Consider the following 20,505-nt stretch of genomic DNA (forward strand, 5'->3'; position numbering starts at 1 on the left):
GGGTAATGCTATTTACTGGCCTGCTTCCTGCTGGAAGCGGGGCGCATCATATCAAATGAGACGCCCCTGTAAAGCGTTACCACAATAAAAATAAACTGGTTGCCTGAATTTTACGCGTTAAGCTGTAAAGCTAACCAGTTCATTTTCTTGTCGATTAAAGAATAATCGTTCTGTTACCGTAAACGAACACACGTTGCGCCAGCACCTGATAGAGCGCACGACTGAGTACGTTCTTCTCTACGTCACGCCCGGCGCGCATCATATCTTCTGCGGTATAGGTATGATCCACGTGAATCACGTCCTGCATAATGATTGGGCCTTCGTCCAGGTTGTCATTCACGTAGTGCGCGGTGGCACCGATGATTTTCACACCGCGTTCGTACGCCTGGTGATAAGGACGTGCACCGATAAAGGCTGGCAGGAATGAGTGATGGATGTTGATGATCTTGTTCGGGAAACGTGCCACGAAGGATGGGGTCAGCACACGCATGTATTTCGCCAGTACCACGTAATCCGGGTTATGCGCTTCGATAGCATTGGCCATCAGGTTGTCATGTTCTTCACGGGTATGGCCTTCATGGCTGACCAGCTCAAACGGAATATCAAAACGTTCAACCAGCGTGCGCAGCGTCTCGTGGTTACCGATAACGGCAGCGATTTCAACATCGAGGCCACCGTAGTTTGCTTTCATCAACAGATCGCCAAGACAGTGGGCTTCTTTCGTCACAAGAATAACAACGCGACGACGGCCAGCGGGTGTCAGTTCACGCACGGAGCCTTCAGGCAGCGCGCTGTCGAGATCGGCAAGCAGGGTGGTGTCGTTGAAAATCCCTTCGAGTTCGGTACGCATAAAGAAGCGTCCGGTACGGTGGTCAACGAACTCGTTGTTCTGCACGATATTCAGTTCATGCTTATAACAAATGTTGGTAATTCGTGCGATCAGCCCTTTTTGATCGGGACAGATGGTGCGCAGAACTTTACGTTGTAGTGATTGCATCGCCGGGAAATCCTGTTTGAGTATTTGCGAAGTCTGGGTTGTCAGGCATTACTGCCCGCAACACTTTTTAAATTTTTTACCTGAACCACAAGGGCAGGGATCGTTACGACCAAACTGTGGGCGCGTTCCGTCAATATAATACCATTGCCCGCTTTCCTTTAAGAACCGGGAACGTTCGATAATGGCACCGGGCTTATTGCGTTCGATAAAGCGGGCAACGAAGCTGACATAACCTTCATCAGCATCACTTCCCGTTGACGATTCATAGACGGTAAGGCCGAGCCATTGGGTATTAGCAAACCCGGCTTCAATATCCTGTCTGAAATCGGCAGCGTGGCAGGATGGGTGCCAGGTTTTAATCAGGTAGTCTGCGTCTTTGATCACAAAAGCAGTATACCGTGAACGCATGAGGTGTGACGGGTCTGGTGCAACCTGATCGCCAGACAGATATCGCTGGCAACATAGGCTATACTCCAGAGCGCTACCACAAGGGCAGAGTTGAGACACGATTCTCTTCCTGGAACAAAAAATAAGGGCGTTAAACGCTTCGGGTAGCACCATGTTAACTGAGCAGTTGCGTTGATGCTATGTCAGGAATCCAGGGGACGTAAAACAGGGCTAATGAGAAAGGTTAAAATTGGACTGGCGCTGGGCTCAGGTGCAGCCCGGGGATGGTCGCACATCGGCGTGATAAATGCCTTAAAGCAGATGGGCATTGACGTTGATATTGTTGCAGGGTGTTCAATCGGATCGCTTGTGGGGTCCGCATACGCGTGCGGAAAGCTTCCGGAACTTGAAACCTGGGTACGCTCCTTCAGTTACTGGGACGTATTGCGCCTGATGGATCTCTCGTGGCAGCGCGGTGGGTTGCTGCGCGGTGAACGGGTCTTTAACCAGTTCCGTCAGATTATGCCTCTCGATGACTTCAGTCATTGTCAGTTACCCTTCGGTGCCGTTGCGACGAACCTCAGTACCGGCCGCGAACTCTGGCTTACCGAAGGGGATATCCATCTTGCCGTTCGCGCGTCCTGCAGCATGCCGGGCTTAATGGCCCCTGTTCCGCACAACGGTTACTGGCTTGTCGACGGAGGCGTTGTTAACCCGGTCCCCATTTCCCTGACCCGCGCTATGGGTGCCGATATCGTTATTGCTGTGGATTTACAGCACGACGCTCATCTGATGCAACAAGACCTGATGCCAGTCAATCTTCAGAGTGAAGATGCCGAGGGCGAAAAACTGGCCTGGCATGAGCGTCTGCGCGGACGTCTCGGGCGCATGGCCGCCCGGCGTGCGGTAACGGCACCCACGGCGATTGAAATTATGACGACCTCAATCCAGGTCCTGGAGAACCGCCTCAAGCGCAACCGCATGGCTGGCGACCCGCCGGATATTCTGCTTCAGCCGTATTGTCCGCAAATTTCTACCCTTGATTTCCATCGGGCTGAGGCCGCCATCGCAGCGGGCTCGTTAGCCGTCGAAAAGAAAATAGATGAGTTGCTGCCTTTTGTGCGAACAGCACGTTAAGCACCTTTTTTTGACTACTTCAGCAAAATCTGACAGGCGACAGTGCCGATAGCATGCCACTATGTAGTTACTGTCAGCCAGGGGAGGAACCATGACGAAGCCATTGGCCGGAAAACACATTTTGATTGTTGAAGACGAGCCCGTTTTCCGATCGCTACTGGATTCGTGGTTATCATCACTGGGGGCAAATACTTCACTGGCTGACGATGGCATCGACGCGCTGGAAAAAATGGTCAATATCACGCCTGATCTGATGATTTGTGACCTTGAGATGCCACGGATGAATGGACTGAAGCTGGTCGAACATCTGCGCAATGAAGCCAACCAGATGCCGATACTGGTGATTTCCGCCACAGAGAACATGGCGGATATAGCCAAAGCCTTACGTCTGGGGGTTCAGGATATTCTGCTAAAACCGGTTAAAGATCTTAGCCGGCTTCGTGAAACCGTCTTAGCCTGTCTTTATCCCAATATGTTTAATTCCCGGGTTGAGGAAGAGGAACGCCTTTTCCAGGACTGGGACGCCTTAGTGAGTAATCCCCCTGCGGCGGCGAAACTGTTGCAAGAACTTCAACCGCCGGTGCAACAAAATATTTCTCACTGTCGTGTGAATTATCGCCAGCTGGTGGCCGCTGACCAGCCAGGGCTGGTGCTCGATATTGCGCCATTATCGGATTCAGACCTTGCATTTTATTGTCTTGATGTCACCCGGGCAGGGGATAATGGTGTATTAGCCGCGTTATTACTTCGCGCGCTATTTAACGGGTTGCTGCAGGAACAACTCTCCCATCAGGGACAGCGGCTTCCCGAGTTAGGCAGTTTACTCAAACAGGTAAACCAGCTTTTTCGTCAGGCCAATTTACCCGGACAGTTTCCGCTGTTGGTAGGTTATTACCACAGCGGTTTGAAAAATCTTATCCTCGTTTCCGCGGGGCTTAATGCCTCGCTGAATACCGGGGAACATCATATTCAGGTCAGTAACGGTGTACCGCTTGGAACATTGGGTACGGCTTATCTTAATCAAATTAGCCATCGCTGTTCCTCCTGGCAGTGCCAAATTTGGGGTGCCGGGGGACGGCTACGCTTAATGTTGTCCACGGAATAAGCAGTTGGATCTTAATTTTAAGATTGCTTTACCTGTGATTTATGGGGAGTGCTACTATCGCTGCCCGGAATCATGCGTATTTGTCCTAATTGATCGGCAACGCGTTCTTTTCAGACCCGGACTGCGGGATGAGGCTGATATACTTAACGCGTTATTTATTGCATAAAAGTTCAAAACTTGAACAGCTCAGGAGAATTTGAATGGCTGCCCTAAATTCGAAAGTCAGAAAGGCCGTCATCCCGGTAGCGGGATTGGGGACCAGGATGTTACCAGCAACTAAGGCGATTCCTAAAGAGATGCTGCCTCTGGTTGATAAGCCATTAATTCAGTATGTCGTTAACGAATGTATCGCGGCCGGCATTACTGAAATTGTGCTGGTTACACATTCATCAAAAAACTCTATCGAAAACCATTTCGATACAAGTTTTGAACTCGAAGCCATGCTGGAAAAACGTGTTAAGCGCCAGCTACTGGAAGAAGTTCAGTCTATTTGCCCGCCACACGTCACCATTATGCAGGTGCGTCAGGGGCTGGCTAAAGGTCTGGGCCACGCAGTCATGTGTGCGCATCCCGTTGTAGGTGATGAGCCTGTTGCGGTGATCCTGCCTGACGTTATTCTGGACGAATATGAATCAGATCTTTCTCAGGACAATCTGGCTGAGATGATCAAACGCTTCGATGAAACAGGCAGCAGCCAGATCATGGTTGAACCTGTGGATGACGTTACCGCTTACGGTGTTGTTGACTGCAAAGGCGTTAACCTTGAACCGGGTGAGAGCGTGCCGATGATTGGCGTGGTTGAGAAGCCTAAAGCCGACGTAGCGCCTTCTAATTTGGCGGTTGTAGGTCGTTATGTCCTGAGTGCTGAAATCTGGCCTCTGCTGGCGAAAACGCCTCCAGGAGCGGGTGATGAAATCCAGCTTACCGATGCCATTGATATGCTGATCGAGAAAGAGACCGTTGAAGCTTACCATATGAAAGGTAAGAGCCATGACTGCGGTAATAAGCTCGGTTATATGCAGGCGTTTGTAGAATATGGCATTCGCCACAATACGCTCGGTGAAGAATTTAAAGCCTGGCTCAAAGAGAGCGCGGGTATTAAGAAATAACTCAGGCTTCATTTGATCTGAACCGGTGAGGCTCTGCCCACCGGTTTTTTTATGCCCATAACACGCCGTCATCACGTCCGATTGTAAGGCAAACTAAATAGCCAAATAACGCTTTATGACAGAGTGTAAGGGGATGTTTGCGGTAAATTGCGGGTAAAAAAAATCCCGCATTACGCGGGATTTTTCTGGAAGCGAGATGATTAATCCTTGATCAGGAAGTCATCCAGCTGTTTACCTTGCTCGTCCATTGCTTTCTTGATAACAGCAGGAGTACGACCCTGGCCGGTCCAGGTTTTAGTTTCGCCGTTCTCGTCAACGTAGCTATATTTAGCAGGACGAGCAGCGCGTTTTGCTTTGGTACCGGTTTTAGCTGCAGCCATGCTGTTCAGCAATTCATTTGGATCGATACCATCAGCAATCAGCATTTCACGATATTGCTGCAGTTTACGAGTACGCTCTTCGATTTCAGCAGCAGCAGCGCTTTCTTCTTCGCGACGTTCATTAACTACAACTTCTAATTTTTCCAGCATTTCTTCAAGCGTTTCGAGGGTACATTCTCTTGCCTGCGCACGAAGAGTACGGATGTTGTTCAGAATTTTAAGTGCTTCGCTCATTGTAGTAATCTCAAACTTATAATGGGGGGTGGTTTGTTGTCCTAATAATAGAGCGATAAATTCAGTTGTGCAATAGCTGGGAATGTAAGGAATTCAAAAAATAGTGAATATTGCCGCTATTATTAATTACGCTAACTTAAATTTCATAACCCGCCAGTCTCGCTTGTTATCACGTAAAGTGGCTTAACGCAGTCGATTGCATCTTTTTTTTGTGACATTTGCCTCAGGAATTATAGTTGCGGCGGATAAATATCAGCCTTTTGTATTAGTTTACACCGGGTATGTTAAGGCAGAAATAGTTAATAAATAGTGAATTTTAATGAACGATGATTCCACTATAAAATGAAGTGTTATGTTTGGCTGACCCTATAACATATTGGCTGGGCTGGATGCGTTTACTTCATGTTTTAACGCATTATTTTTGCAAAACGCCGGTGGTAAACCCCGCGCTGAACCGCATAGTCTGTGCGTCGTATCGCTGATAACCAGACAAAATATGGTACAATGAATCATCGGTAATATTACACATTGATTAGGGTTTTACGGCCAATGGCACAACTTTATTTCTACTATTCGGCAATGAATGCCGGGAAATCGACAGCGCTACTGCAATCCTCATACAATTACCAGGAACGTGGGATGCGTACCGTTGTTTATACGGCTGAAATTGACGACCGCTTTGGTGCAGGGAAGGTGAGTTCCAGAATAGGCCTCTCATCGCCTGCAAGGCTGTTTAACCCGCAAACTGACCTGCTGGAGGATATCCGCACAGCGCATGCTTCACAGCCCATCCATTGTGTTCTGGTTGATGAAAGCCAGTTTCTGACGCGTGAGCAAGTTCATGCGCTTTCAGAGGTTGTCGATGAGCTTGATATTCCCGTTCTGTGCTATGGGTTGCGCACTGACTTTCGTGGTGAGCTATTTGCCGGCAGCCAGTATTTACTTGCGTGGTCGGATAAACTCGTTGAACTTAAAACCATCTGTTTTTGCGGCCGTAAAGCCAGCATGGTGCTTCGCCTCGACCAGGCCGGAAAACCTTATGCTGATGGCGAGCAGGTGGTGATAGGTGGCAATGAGCGCTACGTATCAGTGTGCCGTAAGCATTATAAGGAAGCGTTGATTGTCGGCTCACTGACGGCGCTTCAGCCTGACAACCGCAAATAATCCTTCACAGTAAAATGCAGACATAAAAAAACCCGCCAGAGGCGGGTTTTTTATCAGGCTGTCAGTTACGCGTTTTTCTTCGCTTTCTTGTCAGCTTTAATGACAGGTGCGTCTACTTTCACAGCAACAGTGTCATTTTCTTTGAACTCGCGGCCGTAGAAGGTATCCAGCAGGATCTGTTTCAGCTCAGAGATCAGCGGGTAGCGCGGGTTAGCACCGGTACACTGGTCATCGAATGCATCTTCAGACAGCTTATCAACATGCGCGAGGAAGTCAGCTTCCTGAACGCCCGCTTCACGGATAGATTTAGGAATACCCAGCTCAGCTTTAAGGCTTTCCAGCCATGCCAGCAGTTTCTCAATCTTCGCCGCAGTACGGTCGCCCGGTGCGCTCAGACCCAGGTGGTCTGCGATTTCAGCGTAACGACGACGTGCCTGTGGACGGTCGTACTGGCTGAAAGCAGTCTGCTTGGTTGGGTTGTCGTTCGCGTTATAACGGATAACGTTGCTGATCAACAGGGCGTTCGCCAGACCGTGAGGAATGTGGAACTGTGAACCCAGTTTGTGTGCCATTGAGTGGCAAACACCCAGGAAGGCGTTAGCAAACGCGATACCGGCGATGGTTGCTGCACTGTGAACACGTTCACGGGCAACCGGGTTTTTAGACCCTTCATTATAAGACGCTGGCAGGTTTTCTTTCAGCAGTTTCAGAGCCTGCAGAGCCTGACCGTCAGAGAACTCAGAAGCCAGGACGGAAACGTAAGCTTCCAGGGCGTGAGTCACTGCATCCAGACCACCGAACGCACAGAGTGATTTCGGCATTTCCATGACCAGGTTGGCATCAACGATAGCCATGTCTGGCGTCAGCGCGTAGTCAGCCAGTGGGTATTTCTGACCGGTTGCATCGTCGGTTACAACGGCAAACGGCGTGACTTCTGAACCTGTACCGGAAGTGGTAGTAACGGCGATCATTTTCGCTTTTACGCCCATTTTCGGGAACTTGTAGATACGTTTACGGATGTCCATAAAGCGCAGCGCCAGTTCTTCGAAGTGTGTTTCTGGGTGCTCGTACATAACCCACATGATTTTCGCGGCGTCCATTGGGGAACCACCACCCAGTGCGATGATCACATCGGGTTTGAAGGAGTTCGCCAGTTCAGCACCTTTACGTACTACGGTCAGGGTTGGGTCAGCTTCAACTTCAAAGAACACTTCAGTTTCAACGCCAGCCGCTTTCAGAACAGAAGTGATCTGGTCTGCGTAGCCGTTGTTGAACAGGAAACGGTCAGTCACGATGAGCGCACGTTTGTGGCCATCAGTAATCACTTCATCCAGCGCGATTGGCAGAGAGCCACGGCGGAAGTAGATAGATTTCGGAAGTTTGTGCCACAACATGTTTTCAGCTCGCTTAGCAACGGTTTTCTTGTTGATCAGGTGTTTTGGACCAACGTTTTCAGAGATGGAGTTACCACCCCAGGAACCACAACCCAGAGTCAGGGAAGGTGCGAGTTTGAAGTTGTACAGGTCACCGATACCACCCTGAGAAGCCGGGGTGTTAATCAGGATGCGCGCAGTTTTCATCATCTGACCGAAGTGAGCAACGCGCTCTGGCTGGTTATCCTGGTCGGTGTACAGGCAAGAGGTATGACCGATACCCCCCATTGCAACCAGTTTCTCCGCTTTTACTACCGCGTCTTCGAAATCTTTCGCACGGTACATAGCAAGCGTAGGCGAGAGTTTTTCGTGAGCGAACGGTTCGCTTTCGTCGACAACTTTAACTTCGCCGATCAGAATCTTGGTGGTTGCCGGAACGGTAAAGCCGGCGAGTTCAGCGATTTTATAGGCTGGCTGACCAACGATGGCGGCGTTCAGCGCGCCGTTTTTCAGAATGATATCCTGAACGGCTTTCAGCTCTTTGCCCTGCAGCATGTAGCCGCCGTGGCTGGCGAAACGTTCGCGAACCGCATCATAGACGGAATCTACAACAACAACGGACTGTTCAGACGCACAGATAACACCGTTGTCGAAGGTTTTAGACATCAGTACAGATGCAACAGCACGTTTAATATCGGCCGTTTCGTCGATAACAACAGGCGTGTTACCCGCACCTACACCGATAGCCGGTTTACCGGAGCTGTATGCTGCTTTAACCATGCCAGGACCACCGGTTGCCAGGATCAGGTTAATGTCCGGGTGGTGCATCAGGGCGTTAGACAGTTCAACAGACGGTTGGTCGATCCAGCCGATCAGATCTTTTGGCGCACCCGCAGCGATAGCAGCCTGCAGCACGATATCCGCTGCTTTGTTGGTGGCATCTTTAGCACGTGGGTGAGGGGAGAAGATGATTGCGTTACGGGTCTTCAGGCTGATCAGCGATTTGAAGATGGCAGTAGACGTTGGGTTAGTCGTTGGAACGATACCGCAAATAATACCGATAGGTTCAGCAATGGTGATGGTACCGAAGGTATGATCTTCAGCCAGGACGCCGCAAGTCTTCTCATCTTTATAGGCGTTATAGATATACTCTGAAGCAAAGTGGTTTTTGATCACTTTATCTTCAACGATACCCATGCCGGATTCAGCAACGGCCATTTTAGCGAGAGGGATTCGAGCATCTGCAGCAGCCAGAGCGGCCGCGCGGAAGATTTTATCAACCTGTTCTTGGGTGAAATTGGCGTATTCACGCTGGGCTTTTTTCACGCGCTCGACGAGTGCGTTCAGTTCAGCGATATTAGTAACAGCCATAATGCTCTCCTGATAATGTTTAAACTCTTTTAGTAAACCAGCGCTCGATACGTCTGACAGTATAGACAGAGCCACTACGACTTGCGTTAGATAAAGTAAAACAAAGAGTTACTTTATGCTCTGGCGCGCTAACTTACTAAAAGAGCCTTACCTTAACATCATCCCTTTGTGACAGGTGACCTTCCTGGGGGGCGTAATCAAGATTACTCACTTCTGAGTACGAAAATCATGATCTGCGTCAATTTTTCCCCAAGCTGATACCTTTCAGCAGGGTTATTTATTGTAGATATTTCCAGTGTTAAATAATTAAGTAACTATTGGAAGTGATGCTATCACTGATTCTACATCTGTTTAACATCCTGAAAGGATAACGTTTAGGCACAGATTTCTGGTGAAGTATGCTCATAAAAAGCGTATCTTCAGCGCGATTTTTCATGACAAAGTGTCAGTCCCGGGCATGTGCATAAGCGGAGCAAAACGTGATCCAAACGCTCTTTGATTTTCCAACGTATTTTAAATTTTTTATTGGTCTGTTTGCCCTGGTCAACCCGGTAGGGATCATCCCTGTCTTCATTAGTATGACCAGTTACCAGACGGCGGCGGCCAGGAACAAAACCAACCTCACCGCTAACCTGTCAGTGGCCATTATCTTGCTCACCTCGCTTTTCCTGGGTGATGCCATTCTCCAGCTGTTCGGCATTTCAATTGATTCTTTCCGCATCGCGGGTGGCATCCTGGTGGTGACCATTGCCATGTCGATGATCAGCGGTAAGCTAGGTGAGGATAAGCAGAACAAACAGGAGAAATCAGAAACCGCCATTCGCGAAAGTATCGGCGTGGTCCCGCTTGCGTTGCCTTTAATGGCAGGGCCTGGTGCGATCAGTTCCACCATTGTCTGGGGGACACGTTACCATAGCCTGATGCACCTGATTGGCTTTTCTGTCGCCATCGCTATCTTCGCACTGTGTTGTTGGGGTGTTTTCCGCATGGCCCCCTGGCTGGTGCGCTGGCTTGGGCAAACGGGCATCAACGTCATTACGCGTATCATGGGGCTGTTGTTGATGGCGTTAGGCATCGAATTTATTGTCACCGGTATTAAAAGCATTTTCCCCGGCTTACTGCACTAATATTTCAAATGAAAGAACGGGGCCTGCGGCTCCGTTTTTTTACGTGATTATCAGCAAATCATATAACTAAAGTTGAAATGCTCACATATCATAATAAATTCTACTAATAATCCGCTTTTCTTATATTTCAATAAGTTATCAATTTACCTCGTGCCTCTCTGCGCATAAAACCTTCAATCGACCTGTTATTTTACTCACATGATACTCTGGGGCTTGCTGAGTCATAACCGAAATGATATTAGTAATTTCAACGTTCCCCTAGAGGAATGTGCTAAATAATAATCAGTTGTTAAATTTTTGTACAAAACCACTTGATGATAGCGCAGCGACGCGCTTGTAGAGAATGTTTTCTCTATCATATTGAATACCAATGTTTTTATGCGGTATTTGATGTCAGGCAGGGCTGCCCCCCGAGATACGGTACTCACCGTAAAAGAGAATTGCTTAACAAATTTGCAAAATGTATTGGCGCGCGTTTACGCCATTTGATACTTTCCGGCCTAATATTTTGCAGCATAAAACAAGCAGATGAGAATTATTTTCATATAGTCCTCTTCTCAGATATCCAGCGCAGGCCTCAGACAGGGGAGACCTGTGAAGAATCGACGCAAGACGGCCATACGAGCGGTCAGTAATAAAAAAGTCGGTGATAGCAAGAAGTAAAAAGAAGAACCTGACAGCAGCAAAAAAAACTCCTGCGCTGTACAGGCCCCAACAGGGGATTACACAGCTGGCGAAGGCCAGTAATTATAATGAGTGGAGTACCAACACAATGTCCATCATCACAAAAAAAAATCTGGTAGCGGCGGGGATTTTAACTGCGCTAATCGCGGGCAACGCTGCAATGGCTGCGGACGTTCCTGCAGGCGTTCAACTGGCTGAGAAACAGACGCTGGTTCGTAACAACGGTGCGGAAGTTCAGTCTCTTGACCCGCACAAAATTGAAGGTGTTCCGGAGTCTAACGTCAACCGCGACCTGTTCGAAGGCTTGCTGGTGACCGATGTAGACGGCCACCCTGCACCGGGTGTGGCGGAAAAATGGGAAAATAAAGATTTCAAAGTTTGGACCTTCCATCTGCGTAAAGATGCGAAATGGTCCGACGGTACGCCGGTTACCGCCGAAGATTTCGTGTATAGCTGGCAGCGTCTGGCGAATCCAACCACCGCCTCTCCGTATGCGAGCTACCTGCAATATGGCCACATCGCCAATATTGATGACATCATCGCCGGTAAAAAACCGGTCACCGACCTGGGTGTGAAAGCGATTGATGCCAATACCTTTGAAGTGACGTTGAGCGAGCCTGTTCCGTACTTCTACAAATTACTGGTTCACCCGTCCGTTTCCCCGGTACCAAAATCCGCGGTGGAAAAATTTGGTGAAAAATGGACTCAGCCTGCCAATATCGTGACCAACGGTGCTTATAAACTGAAAGACTGGGTGGTCAACGAACGTATGGTTCTGGAGCGTAACCCGCAGTACTGGGATAACGCGAAAACCGTCATTAATCAGGTAACCTACCTGCCAATCTCTTCTGAAGTTACTGACGTTAACCGTTACCGCAGCGGCGAAATCGACATGACCTATAACAACATGCCGATTGAACTGTTCCAGAAGCTGAAAAAAGAGATCCCGAAAGAAGTGCATGTTGATCCGTATCTCTGCACTTACTACTACGAAATCAACAACCAGAAAGCACCATTCACTGATGTGCGCGTGCGTACAGCGCTCAAGCTGGCACTGGATCGCGATATTATCGTGAACAAAGTGAAAAACCAGGGCGACCTGCCGGCATACAGCTATACCCCTCCTTATACCGACGGTATGAAACTGGTTGAGCCTGAGTGGTTCAAGTGGTCACAGGAAAAACGTAACGAAGAAGCGAAAAAACTGCTGGCTGAAGCCGGTTATACCGCTGACAAGCCGCTGACGTTTAACCTGCTGTACAACACGTCTGACCTGCATAAAAAACTGGCTATCGCCGTCGCGTCTATCTGGAAGAAAAACCTGGGCGTGAACGTGAAGCTGGAAAACCAGGAGTGGAAAACCTTCCTGGATACCCGCCATCAGGGGACGTTCGACGTGGCGCGTGCCGGCTGGTGTGCGGACTATAACGAACCAACATCCTTCCTGAACACCATGCTGAGTGACAGTTCGAATAACACCGCGCACTATAAGAGCCCGGCATTCGATAAGATCATTACTGATACGCTGAAAGTCACAGACGATGCGCAGCGCGCTGATCTGTACGCGAAATCAGAAGAGCAGCTCGATAAAGACTCTGCAATTGTACCGGTCTATTACTACGTTAACGCCCGCCTGGTGAAACCGTGGGTAGGGGGTTATACCGGCAAAGACCCGTTGGATAATATTTCCGTTAAGAATCTTTATATTATCAAGCATTAATGGCAATACGTGGGGCAGGCCTGGCTTGCCCCACTGTGTCTACTTTGTAACATTCATCAGGCACACGCCAGAAGGTACGGGCAATGTTGAAATTTATCCTGCGTCGCTGCTTAGAAGCGATACCAACGTTATTTATTCTAATTACGATTTCCTTCTTTATGATGCGTCTCGCGCCGGGAAGTCCATTTACCGGTGAACGTACGCTGCCACCGGAAGTGATGGCCAATATCGAAGCGAAGTATCACTTAAACGATCCTATCTCCACGCAGTACTTCAACTATCTGAAGCAACTGGCGCACGGTGATTTTGGGCCGTCATTCAAATACAAAGACTATTCCGTTAACGACCTGGTGGCGTCCAGCTTCCCTGTCTCGGCGAAACTGGGTGCTGCGGCATTCATCCTTGCCGTCGTTCTCGGCGTCACCGCGGGCGTTATTGCCGCGCTCAAACAAAATACCAAATGGGATTATACCGTAATGGGGGTGGCGATGACCGGGGTGGTTATACCCAGCTTCGTTGTCGCGCCATTACTGGTGATGATATTTGCCATTACGCTGAAATGGCTGCCTGGGGGCGGCTGGAATGGCGGGGCACTGAAGTTCATGATTTTGCCAATGGTGGCTCTCTCCCTGGCTTATATCGCCAGTATCGCGCGTATCACCCGCGGTTCCATGATTGAAGTCCTGCACTCGAACTTCATCCGTACCGCGCGTGCGAAAGGGCTGCCGATGCGCCGGATTATATTCCGCCATGCACTCAAGCCTGCGCTCCTGCCCGTGCTCTCCTACCTGGGGCCGGCATTCGTTGGGATCATCACCGGCTCAATGGTTATCGAAACCATCTACGGTCTGCCGGGCATTGGTCAGCTGTTCGTTAATGGCGCGCTGAACCGCGACTATTCACTGGTACTGAGCCTGACAATCCTCGTCGGCGCACTGACCATTTTGTTTAACGCTATCGTCGATGTGCTGTATGCCGTTATCGACCCGAAAATCCGTTACTGATACTGGAGCACGCCATGATGTTGAGTAAGAAAAACAGCGAGGCGCTGGAAAACTTCAGTGAAAAACTGGAAGTAGAAGGTCGTAGCCTCTGGCAAGACGCCCGTCGTCGCTTTATGCATAACCGCGCCGCGGTCGCCAGCCTGGTTGTTCTGGTGCTCATCGCGCTGTTTGTCACCCTGGCGCCGATTCTGTCGCAATTTACCTATTTCGACACCGACTGGGGCATGATGTCCAGCGCACCCGATATGACGTCCGGGCACTATTTTGGTACGGATTCCTCAGGGCGCGACCTGCTGGTGCGTGTCGCTATCGGTGGCCGCATTTCGCTGATGGTTGGTATTGCTGCCGCCCTGGTGGCGGTGATCGTGGGTACGCTTTACGGCTCTCTCTCAGGCTACCTTGGCGGTAAAGTGGACTCCGTCATGATGCGTATGCTGGAAATCTTAAACTCCTTCCCGTTCATGTTCTTCGTTATCCTGCTGGTGACCTTCTTTGGCCAGAATATCCTGTTGATCTTCGTGGCAATCGGGATGGTGTCCTGGCTGGATATGGCGCGAATCGTTCGTGGTCAGACGCTGAGTCTTAAGCGTAAAGAGTTTATCGAAGCGGCGCAGGTGGGCGGTGTCTCCACCGGTAATATTGTGGTTCGCCATATCGTTCCTAACGTGCTCGGCGTGGTGGTGGTATATGCCTCGCTGCTGGTACCAAGCATGATCCTGTTTGAATCTTTCCTGAGCTTCCTGGGTCTGGGTACACAAGAGCCACTGAGCAGCTGGGGCGCGCTTCTGAGTGATGGTGCAAACTCAATGGAAGTCTCACCGTGGTTGCTTCTGTACCCGGCGGGCTTCCTGGTCGTCACCCTGTTTTGTTTCAACTTTATCGGCGATGGCCTGCGTGATGCCCTCGACCCGAAAGACCGTTAAGGAGCGCCGTCATGACGATTATTGAAACGGCCACTGCGCCACAGGCGCAACAGCAGGGTAACCTTCTGCTGGACGTAAAAGACCTCCGCGTGACCTTTAAAACGCCGGATGGCGATGTGACCGCCGTGAACGATCTCAACTTCAACCTGCGTGCGGGTGAAACGCTGGGGATTGTGGGCGAGTCGGGTTCCGGTAAATCCCAAACCGCCTTTGCGTTGATGGGGCTGCTGGCGTCTAACGGTGTCATTGGCGGTTCCGCCAAATTCAACGGGCGTGAGATCCTCAACCTGCCGGAATACGAGCTGAACAAGCTGCGCGCTGAGCAGATTTCGATGATATTCCAGGACCCGATGACCTCGCTGAACCCGTATATGCGTGTCGGCGAGCAGCTGATGGAAGTGCTGATGCTGCACAAAGGCCTGGGCAAAGCGGAAGCCTTCGAGGAGTCCGTCAAAATGCTCGACGCGGTGAAAATGCCGGAAGCGCGCAAGCGTATGCGCATGTTCCCGCATGAGTTCTCCGGCGGTATGCGTCAGCGTGTCATGATTGCGATGGCGCTGATGTGCCGGCCAAAACTGCTGATTGCCGATGAACCGACCACCGCGCTTGATGTGACCGTCCAGGCACAGATCATGACGCTGCTGAACGAGCTTAAGCGTGAGTTCAACACCGCGATTATCATGATCACTCACGATCTGGGCGTAGTGGCCGGTATCTGTGACAAGGTACTGGTGATGTATGCAGGCCGCACCATGGAATATGGTAAGGCGCGCGACGTGTTCTACCAGCCTGCACACCCTTACTCTATTGGTCTGCTGAATGCGGTGCCGCGCCTCGATGCAGAAGGGGAATCCCTGCTGACCATTCCTGGCAACCCGCCAAACCTGCTGCGCCTGCCGAAAGGCTGTCCGTTCCAGCCACGCTGCCCGCACGCGATGGAAATCTGCAATACCGCGCCGCCGCTGGAAGAGTTTGCACCAGGCCGTCTGCGCGCCTGCTTTAAGCCGCAGGAGGATCTGGTATGAACGCATTAGATGAAAAAAGAAATGTCCTGCTCGAAATTGCTGACCTTAAGGTGCATTTCGACATTAAAGACGGAAAACAGTGGTTCTGGCAGCCGCCGAAAACCCTGAAAGCGGTCGATGGCGTAACGCTTCGTCTGTATGAAGGGGAAACTCTGGGGGTGGTGGGTGAGTCCGGTTGCGGTAAATCCACGTTTGCGCGTGCCATCATAGGCCTCGTGAAAGCCACCGACGGCAAAGTTGCCTGGCTGGGTAAAGATCTGCTGGGCATGAAGCCAGACGAGTGGCGCGATGTCCGTAGCGACATCCAGATGATTTTCCAGGATCCGCTGGCCTCATTGAACCCGCGTATGACCATCGGGGAGATCATTGCTGAGCCACTGCGGACCTATCATCCGAAGATGCCGCGTCAGGAAGTACGCGACCGTGTGAAGGCAATGATGATGAAAGTGGGCTTGTTGCCTAACCTCGTCAACCGTTACCCGCACGAATTCTCCGGTGGTCAGTGCCAGCGTATCGGTATCGCCCGCGCACTGATCCTTGAGCCGAAGCTGATTATCTGTGACGAGCCCGTCTCGGCGCTGGACGTCTCTATTCAGGCGCAGGTGGTTAACCTGCTGCAGAAACTGCAACGTGAAATGGGGCTGTCGCTGATTTTCATTGCGCATGATCTCGCGGTGGTGAAACACATTTCTGACCGCGTACTGGTGATGTATCTTGGCCATGCGGTGGAATTAGGGACTTACGATGAGGTGTACCATAACCCATTGCACCCATATACCCGGGCACTGATGTCTGCGGTACCGATTCCCGATCCGGATCTGGAAAAAAATAAAACCATCCAGCTTCTGGAAGGTGAATTACCGTCCCCGATTAACCCGCCGTCCGGTTGTGTATTCCGTACGCGATGCCCGATGGCCGGGCCGGAATGTGCAAAAACACGTCCGGTTCTGGAGGGCAGTTTCCGACATGCGGTTTCCTGCCTGAAAGTAGACCCGTTATAATCGCAAGGGCTGACATGATGTCAGCCCTTATTATTTGCGAGGTTAACGTGTCGCGATTATTCACCTCCGTCCGTCGGCGGCTCTATCATCTTTTATTCGATCCTGAAACGGTAACCGGACGGCGTTTTGAAGCCCTCTGCGCCCTGTTTGCGCTGCTCAGCGTGGTGATCATTTTTATCGAATCGGGCGTCGGAACGCAGTATCACCTGACGCTGGAAGAATGGCATCTTTTTGTCTGGCTGGAGCTGGTCATTACGCTGGTCTTTACCGCTGAATATTTCCTGCGGGTATTCTGTTGGCCTAACCCGGCCAAATATGTCTTCAGCTTCTGGGGATTTATTGATTTGGCCACGATCCTGCCGCTCTATGTCATGTGGCTATGGCCAGAAATCAGTCTGAGCTATGTTTTTGCCTGGCGAGCGATGCGCGTTATTCGGGTGTTACGCATTCTTAAACTGCTGCGGTTTATGCCGTCATTGCGGATATTTTGGAGTGCCATCGTCAGCGCGCGGCATCAGCTGATCCTGTTTTATTCATTTATTGCCATCGTCATGGTGATATTCGGCGCGCTGATGTATTTGATAGAAGGGCCGAAGAATGGCTTCTCAACGCTGAATGCTTCTGTTTATTGGGCGATTGTGACCGTCACAACCGTTGGCTATGGTGATATAGCCCCTCACACTCCGCTGGGACGGATTGTCGCCTCGGTACTGATTCTGATTGGTTATTCGGTGATTGCGGTCCCGACAGGGCTCATTACTACGCACATGAGCAGCGCCTTTCAGAACCGTAAGGCGCAACGAAAATGCCCGAAATGTCACCAGGGTGAACATGAACACAGCGCGCGGTTTTGTAATCAGTGCGGAAGTGAGTTACCGGATTAAATAAAAAAGGCTGCAATCGCAGCCTTTTTTATTATTCGCGCCAGAGAATATGACACAGCTTGTGGTCTTTCTCGCGACACAGCAGGACGCGGGCGAAGATGTCGTTAATTTCACCGCCATCTTCATCGGCCAGGCCAATCACCACTTCGGCAAAGAAGTCAGGATTAAGGTCGAAATCCACATGTTCAGCCCAGTCTTCAGAAGGGTCGAACAACTCGGCGCCCCCGCGCTCTTCAAACTGGAGATTAAAGAGGATCACGTCTGCGGGATCGAGGTTATCAACCGCCAGTTCGAGAAAAATGTCATAGGCCTGTTCGAGCGTTTCGTCTTCGGTCAGGCGATTGTTCAGATCCATTTCCATGATGACTACCTGTTTAACATCGTTGGGCACGTTTTACAGCAACGGACTAAAGAAGTAAAACAGTCGTTCGGTAATTCTCTGCCACAGCGGGCGTTTAACCCACAGTCTGGCATCCAGCAGTCGCGAGCGGGAGATATAATCATCCTGGACCGCGGCCAGATCGCCGCCAAAGCCGGCATCATCGATCACCAGTGTGATTTCAAAGTTCAGCCACAGACTGCGCATATCCAGGTTAACCGTACCCACCAGACTTAACTCGCCGTCGACAAGCACGCTCTTGGTGTGGAGTAATCCGCCTTCAAACTGGTAGATTTTCACCCCCGCAGCCAGCAGTTCACTGAAGAATGCCCGGCTGGCCCAGCCCACCAGAAGCGAGTCATTTTTGCGTGGCAAGATGATACTCACATCGACACCGCGCTGTGCCGCGGTACAGATGGCGTGCAGCAGGTCATCGCTGGGAACAAAGTAGGGGGTGGTCATGATCAAATATTCACGCGCTGCGTAAGTGGCCGTCAGCAACGCCTGATGGATCAAGTCCTCCGGGAAGCCCGGTCCGGAAGCGATAGTATGGATGGTGTGCCCGCTGGCCTCTTCAAATGGCATGATATTGCCATCCGGTGGCGGCGGCAGGATACGTTTCCCGGTTTCTATCTCCCAGTCGCAGGAATAAACGATGCCCATCGAGGTGGCAATGGGCCCCTCCATTCTCGCCATCAGGTCTACCCATTGCCCGACACCCGAGTCCTGCTTGAAGAACCGCGGGTCAACCATGTTCATGCTGCCGGTATAGGCAATATAGTTGTCGATCATGATCATTTTACGGTGCTGGCGAAGGTCCATCCGGCGCAGAAACACACGCAAGAGATTGACCTTCAGCGCCTCAACCACTTCAATACCGGCATTACGCATCATGCCCGCCCAGGGGCTACGGAAGAAGGCGACGCTGCCAGCGGAGTCCAGCAACAGGCGGCAATGAATGCCCCGACGCGCAGCGGCCATCAGCGATTCAGCAACCTGATCGGCCATGCCGCCAGGCTGCCAGATATAGAACACCATCTCGATATTATGGCGAGCCAGTTGAATATCGCGGATGAGGGCCTGCATGACGTCATCCGAGGAGGTCAGCAACTGGAGCTGGTTGCCCTTAACGCCGCCAATACCCTGACGGAGTTCGCACAGCTTAAACAGCGAGGAGGCAACACTGCTGTTCTCCTCGGCAAAGATATGTTTGCAGGCTTTGAGATCGTTGAGCCATTTGGCGGTTGAAGGCCACATGGCGCGGGCACGCTCGGCACGGCGTTTACCCAGATGAAGCTCACCGAAAGAGAGATAGGCAATAATTCCCACCAGCGGCAGGATGTAGATTATCAGCAGCCAGGCCATGGCAGAGGGTACGGCTCTGCGCTTCATCAGGATGCGCAAAGTCACACCCGCGATTAACAGCCAGTATCCCAGAATGACCAGCCAACTCACCACGGTGTAGAAGGTTGTCATAGGTAAAAAAATCCTTTTGAAAGCGTATTGTTATGAGTGTACGCATCAGGAATCATCTGGCAAATAAAAACGCCAGTTAAAAGCGCTGGTTTGCTGCGGGGTTGGGTTTATAATGGGGTTTCTGTTAGAGAAAGAGTTGTAAACATGAAGCGCAGTAGAACAGAAGTAGGGCGCTGGCGCATGTTGCGACAGGTGAGTCGTCGCAAGGCTCGTTGGCTGGAAGCACAATCCCGCCGCAATATGCGTATACACGCCATCAGAAAATGTGGAATGACCAGACACCGTAACGCGTTGCTGTTCGCTACACAGGTTATCTGAGAACCATCAGGGCACCGTTAAGGTGCCCACTGATTTTCAGGCTATCATTTTTTGCAGTCTCTCCCCCGATTCATTCCGCGATATACTCCGCCCTCTTAATCTTATGCATTTCAAAGATGAATCCTTATCTCTGGGTATTTATTGTGCTGCTTGCGCTGGATGCGATCAGGGAAAACGCAGGATTATCGTCATTATCCGCGTTGATTAATTTACTGCTCAGCGGGATATCGCACCGGATAAACTAAAAAGGAAAAGAGATGAACGGAAAAGTGGTTGCTGCCCTTCTTGGGATTGCCGTGTTGAGCGGTTGTGCCAGCAGTAAAACGTCACCGGAAAGGCATGCTTATTATTTCGTGTCGCATAAAACCAATTTTACTGGCGGCAATTTTACGTCAAGTGTATCGCAAAATTATCGTCTGAATGTCCCTCAGTTCCGTGAGCTGTATGAGCAGGGGAAAACCGATCGCGCTGCAGGACGCACACTGTCTGAGGCTAACCAGTACGCCCAAAGCATTCGCGATCAACTGAAGAATCAGGCGAAAACGGAGCATGCTTTCGACGGTAATACCGCGGATAAATGGACGTCTCAAATGGAAGAGAAGGACGCCGTTTTATTTGGTAACGAACTGGCTACGACTTATCTTGATGGCTATAACGGCGTACAATAGCGTCTGATTTTGGGGATATCGTATTTGCAGCGATATTCC

At 50.6% G+C, this 20,505-nt stretch carries 19 protein-coding genes; 13 read left to right on the forward strand and 6 right to left on the reverse strand.

Features of this window, described 5'->3' with window-relative positions:
- Positions 1 to 154 precede the first annotated feature (154 nt).
- Positions 155 to 997, reverse strand: a complete 843-nt coding sequence (gene purU / locus QLG09_RS01815) for a formyltetrahydrofolate deformylase (RefSeq protein WP_014170456.1) — start codon at positions 995 to 997, stop codon at positions 155 to 157.
- Positions 998 to 1,045: 48 nt separating this feature from the next.
- Entirely contained in the window at positions 1,046 to 1,504 is a 459-nt protein-coding gene (locus tag QLG09_RS01820) for a YchJ family protein (protein WP_025203926.1), read from the reverse strand.
- Positions 1,505 to 1,618: 114 nt separating this feature from the next.
- On the opposite strand from QLG09_RS01820, the gene rssA reads away from it, so the two are divergent.
- From rssA to galU, 3 genes are all read left to right on the forward strand, one after another.
- Entirely contained in the window at positions 1,619 to 2,521 is a 903-nt protein-coding gene (gene rssA / locus QLG09_RS01825) for a patatin-like phospholipase RssA (RefSeq protein WP_032669742.1), read from the forward strand.
- Between the two features lie 91 nt (positions 2,522 to 2,612).
- Complete coding sequence (rssB, locus tag QLG09_RS01830) at positions 2,613 to 3,626, forward strand: two-component system response regulator RssB (protein WP_134178728.1); 1,014 nt, start codon at positions 2,613 to 2,615, stop codon at positions 3,624 to 3,626.
- 200 nt (positions 3,627 to 3,826) lie between these two features.
- A complete protein-coding gene (gene galU, locus QLG09_RS01835) occupies positions 3,827 to 4,735 on the forward strand; it encodes a UTP--glucose-1-phosphate uridylyltransferase GalU (RefSeq protein ID WP_014170452.1) in 909 nt (302 codons plus the stop codon).
- A 200-nt stretch (positions 4,736 to 4,935) separates the two neighbouring features.
- Here the strand turns inward: galU and hns are convergent, their stop codons facing one another.
- On the reverse strand, positions 4,936 to 5,349 hold the full coding sequence (gene hns / locus QLG09_RS01840; protein ID WP_008502781.1) for a histone-like nucleoid-structuring protein H-NS: 414 nt from the start codon (positions 5,347 to 5,349) through the stop codon (positions 4,936 to 4,938).
- A 549-nt stretch (positions 5,350 to 5,898) separates the two neighbouring features.
- Between hns and tdk the strand changes: the two genes are divergently transcribed.
- The gene (gene tdk / locus QLG09_RS01845; protein ID WP_025203928.1) at positions 5,899 to 6,513 is read left to right on the forward strand and encodes a thymidine kinase; all 615 of its coding nucleotides are present in this window, start codon (positions 5,899 to 5,901) and stop codon (positions 6,511 to 6,513) included.
- Between the two features lie 65 nt (positions 6,514 to 6,578).
- Here the strand turns inward: tdk and adhE are convergent, their stop codons facing one another.
- Positions 6,579 to 9,257, reverse strand: a complete 2,679-nt coding sequence (gene adhE, locus QLG09_RS01850; protein WP_025203929.1) for a bifunctional acetaldehyde-CoA/alcohol dehydrogenase — start codon at positions 9,255 to 9,257, stop codon at positions 6,579 to 6,581.
- A gap of 479 nt (positions 9,258 to 9,736) precedes the next feature.
- Here adhE and QLG09_RS01855 point away from each other — a divergent pair, with 479 nt between their 5' ends.
- From QLG09_RS01855 to QLG09_RS01885, 7 genes are all read left to right on the forward strand, one after another.
- Positions 9,737 to 10,384, forward strand: coding sequence for a YchE family NAAT transporter (locus tag QLG09_RS01855; RefSeq protein WP_014170449.1), 648 nt, complete (start codon positions 9,737 to 9,739; stop codon positions 10,382 to 10,384).
- Between the two features lie 772 nt (positions 10,385 to 11,156).
- Positions 11,157 to 12,788 (forward strand): oligopeptide ABC transporter substrate-binding protein OppA, encoded by a 1,632-nt coding sequence (gene oppA, locus QLG09_RS01860; protein WP_020882381.1) that lies wholly within the window; start codon positions 11,157 to 11,159, stop codon positions 12,786 to 12,788.
- Positions 12,789 to 12,871: 83 nt separating this feature from the next.
- Complete coding sequence (gene oppB / locus QLG09_RS01865; protein ID WP_014170447.1) at positions 12,872 to 13,792, forward strand: oligopeptide ABC transporter permease OppB; 921 nt, start codon at positions 12,872 to 12,874, stop codon at positions 13,790 to 13,792.
- A gap of 14 nt (positions 13,793 to 13,806) precedes the next feature.
- A complete protein-coding gene (gene oppC, locus QLG09_RS01870; RefSeq protein ID WP_014170446.1) occupies positions 13,807 to 14,715 on the forward strand; it encodes an oligopeptide ABC transporter permease OppC in 909 nt (302 codons plus the stop codon).
- An 11-nt stretch (positions 14,716 to 14,726) separates the two neighbouring features.
- Positions 14,727 to 15,740 (forward strand): ABC transporter ATP-binding protein, encoded by a 1,014-nt coding sequence (locus QLG09_RS01875; RefSeq protein ID WP_014170445.1) that lies wholly within the window; start codon positions 14,727 to 14,729, stop codon positions 15,738 to 15,740.
- Positions 15,737 to 16,741, forward strand: coding sequence for a murein tripeptide/oligopeptide ABC transporter ATP-binding protein OppF (oppF, locus tag QLG09_RS01880; RefSeq protein WP_014170444.1), 1,005 nt, complete (start codon positions 15,737 to 15,739; stop codon positions 16,739 to 16,741). Before QLG09_RS01875 ends, oppF begins: the two co-directional genes overlap by 4 nt.
- A gap of 14 nt (positions 16,742 to 16,755) precedes the next feature.
- Complete coding sequence (locus tag QLG09_RS01885) at positions 16,756 to 17,625, forward strand: ion transporter (protein WP_044866074.1); 870 nt, start codon at positions 16,756 to 16,758, stop codon at positions 17,623 to 17,625.
- Between the two features lie 31 nt (positions 17,626 to 17,656).
- Here the strand turns inward: QLG09_RS01885 and QLG09_RS01890 are convergent, their stop codons facing one another.
- Positions 17,657 to 17,986, reverse strand: coding sequence for an HI1450 family dsDNA-mimic protein (locus QLG09_RS01890; RefSeq protein ID WP_006810881.1), 330 nt, complete (start codon positions 17,984 to 17,986; stop codon positions 17,657 to 17,659).
- A 33-nt stretch (positions 17,987 to 18,019) separates the two neighbouring features.
- Positions 18,020 to 19,480 carry a cardiolipin synthase gene (gene cls / locus QLG09_RS01895; protein WP_014170441.1) on the reverse strand — a complete coding sequence of 487 codons (1,461 nt, stop codon included), beginning with the start codon at positions 19,478 to 19,480 and terminating at the stop codon, positions 18,020 to 18,022.
- A gap of 144 nt (positions 19,481 to 19,624) precedes the next feature.
- Between cls and QLG09_RS01900 the strand changes: the two genes are divergently transcribed.
- On the forward strand, positions 19,625 to 19,798 hold the full coding sequence (locus QLG09_RS01900; protein WP_086463573.1) for a YciY family protein: 174 nt from the start codon (positions 19,625 to 19,627) through the stop codon (positions 19,796 to 19,798).
- Positions 19,799 to 20,055: 257 nt separating this feature from the next.
- Positions 20,056 to 20,466: an Exc2 family lipoprotein gene (locus QLG09_RS01905; protein ID WP_032678335.1), complete on the forward strand. Its 411-nt coding sequence runs from the start codon at positions 20,056 to 20,058 to the stop codon at positions 20,464 to 20,466.
- Positions 20,467 to 20,505: the final 39 nt, after the last annotated feature.

It is taken from the genome of Enterobacter sp. V89_11 (assembly GCF_029967775.1).
In the GTDB taxonomy this organism is placed as follows: domain Bacteria; phylum Pseudomonadota; class Gammaproteobacteria; order Enterobacterales; family Enterobacteriaceae; genus Enterobacter; species Enterobacter ludwigii.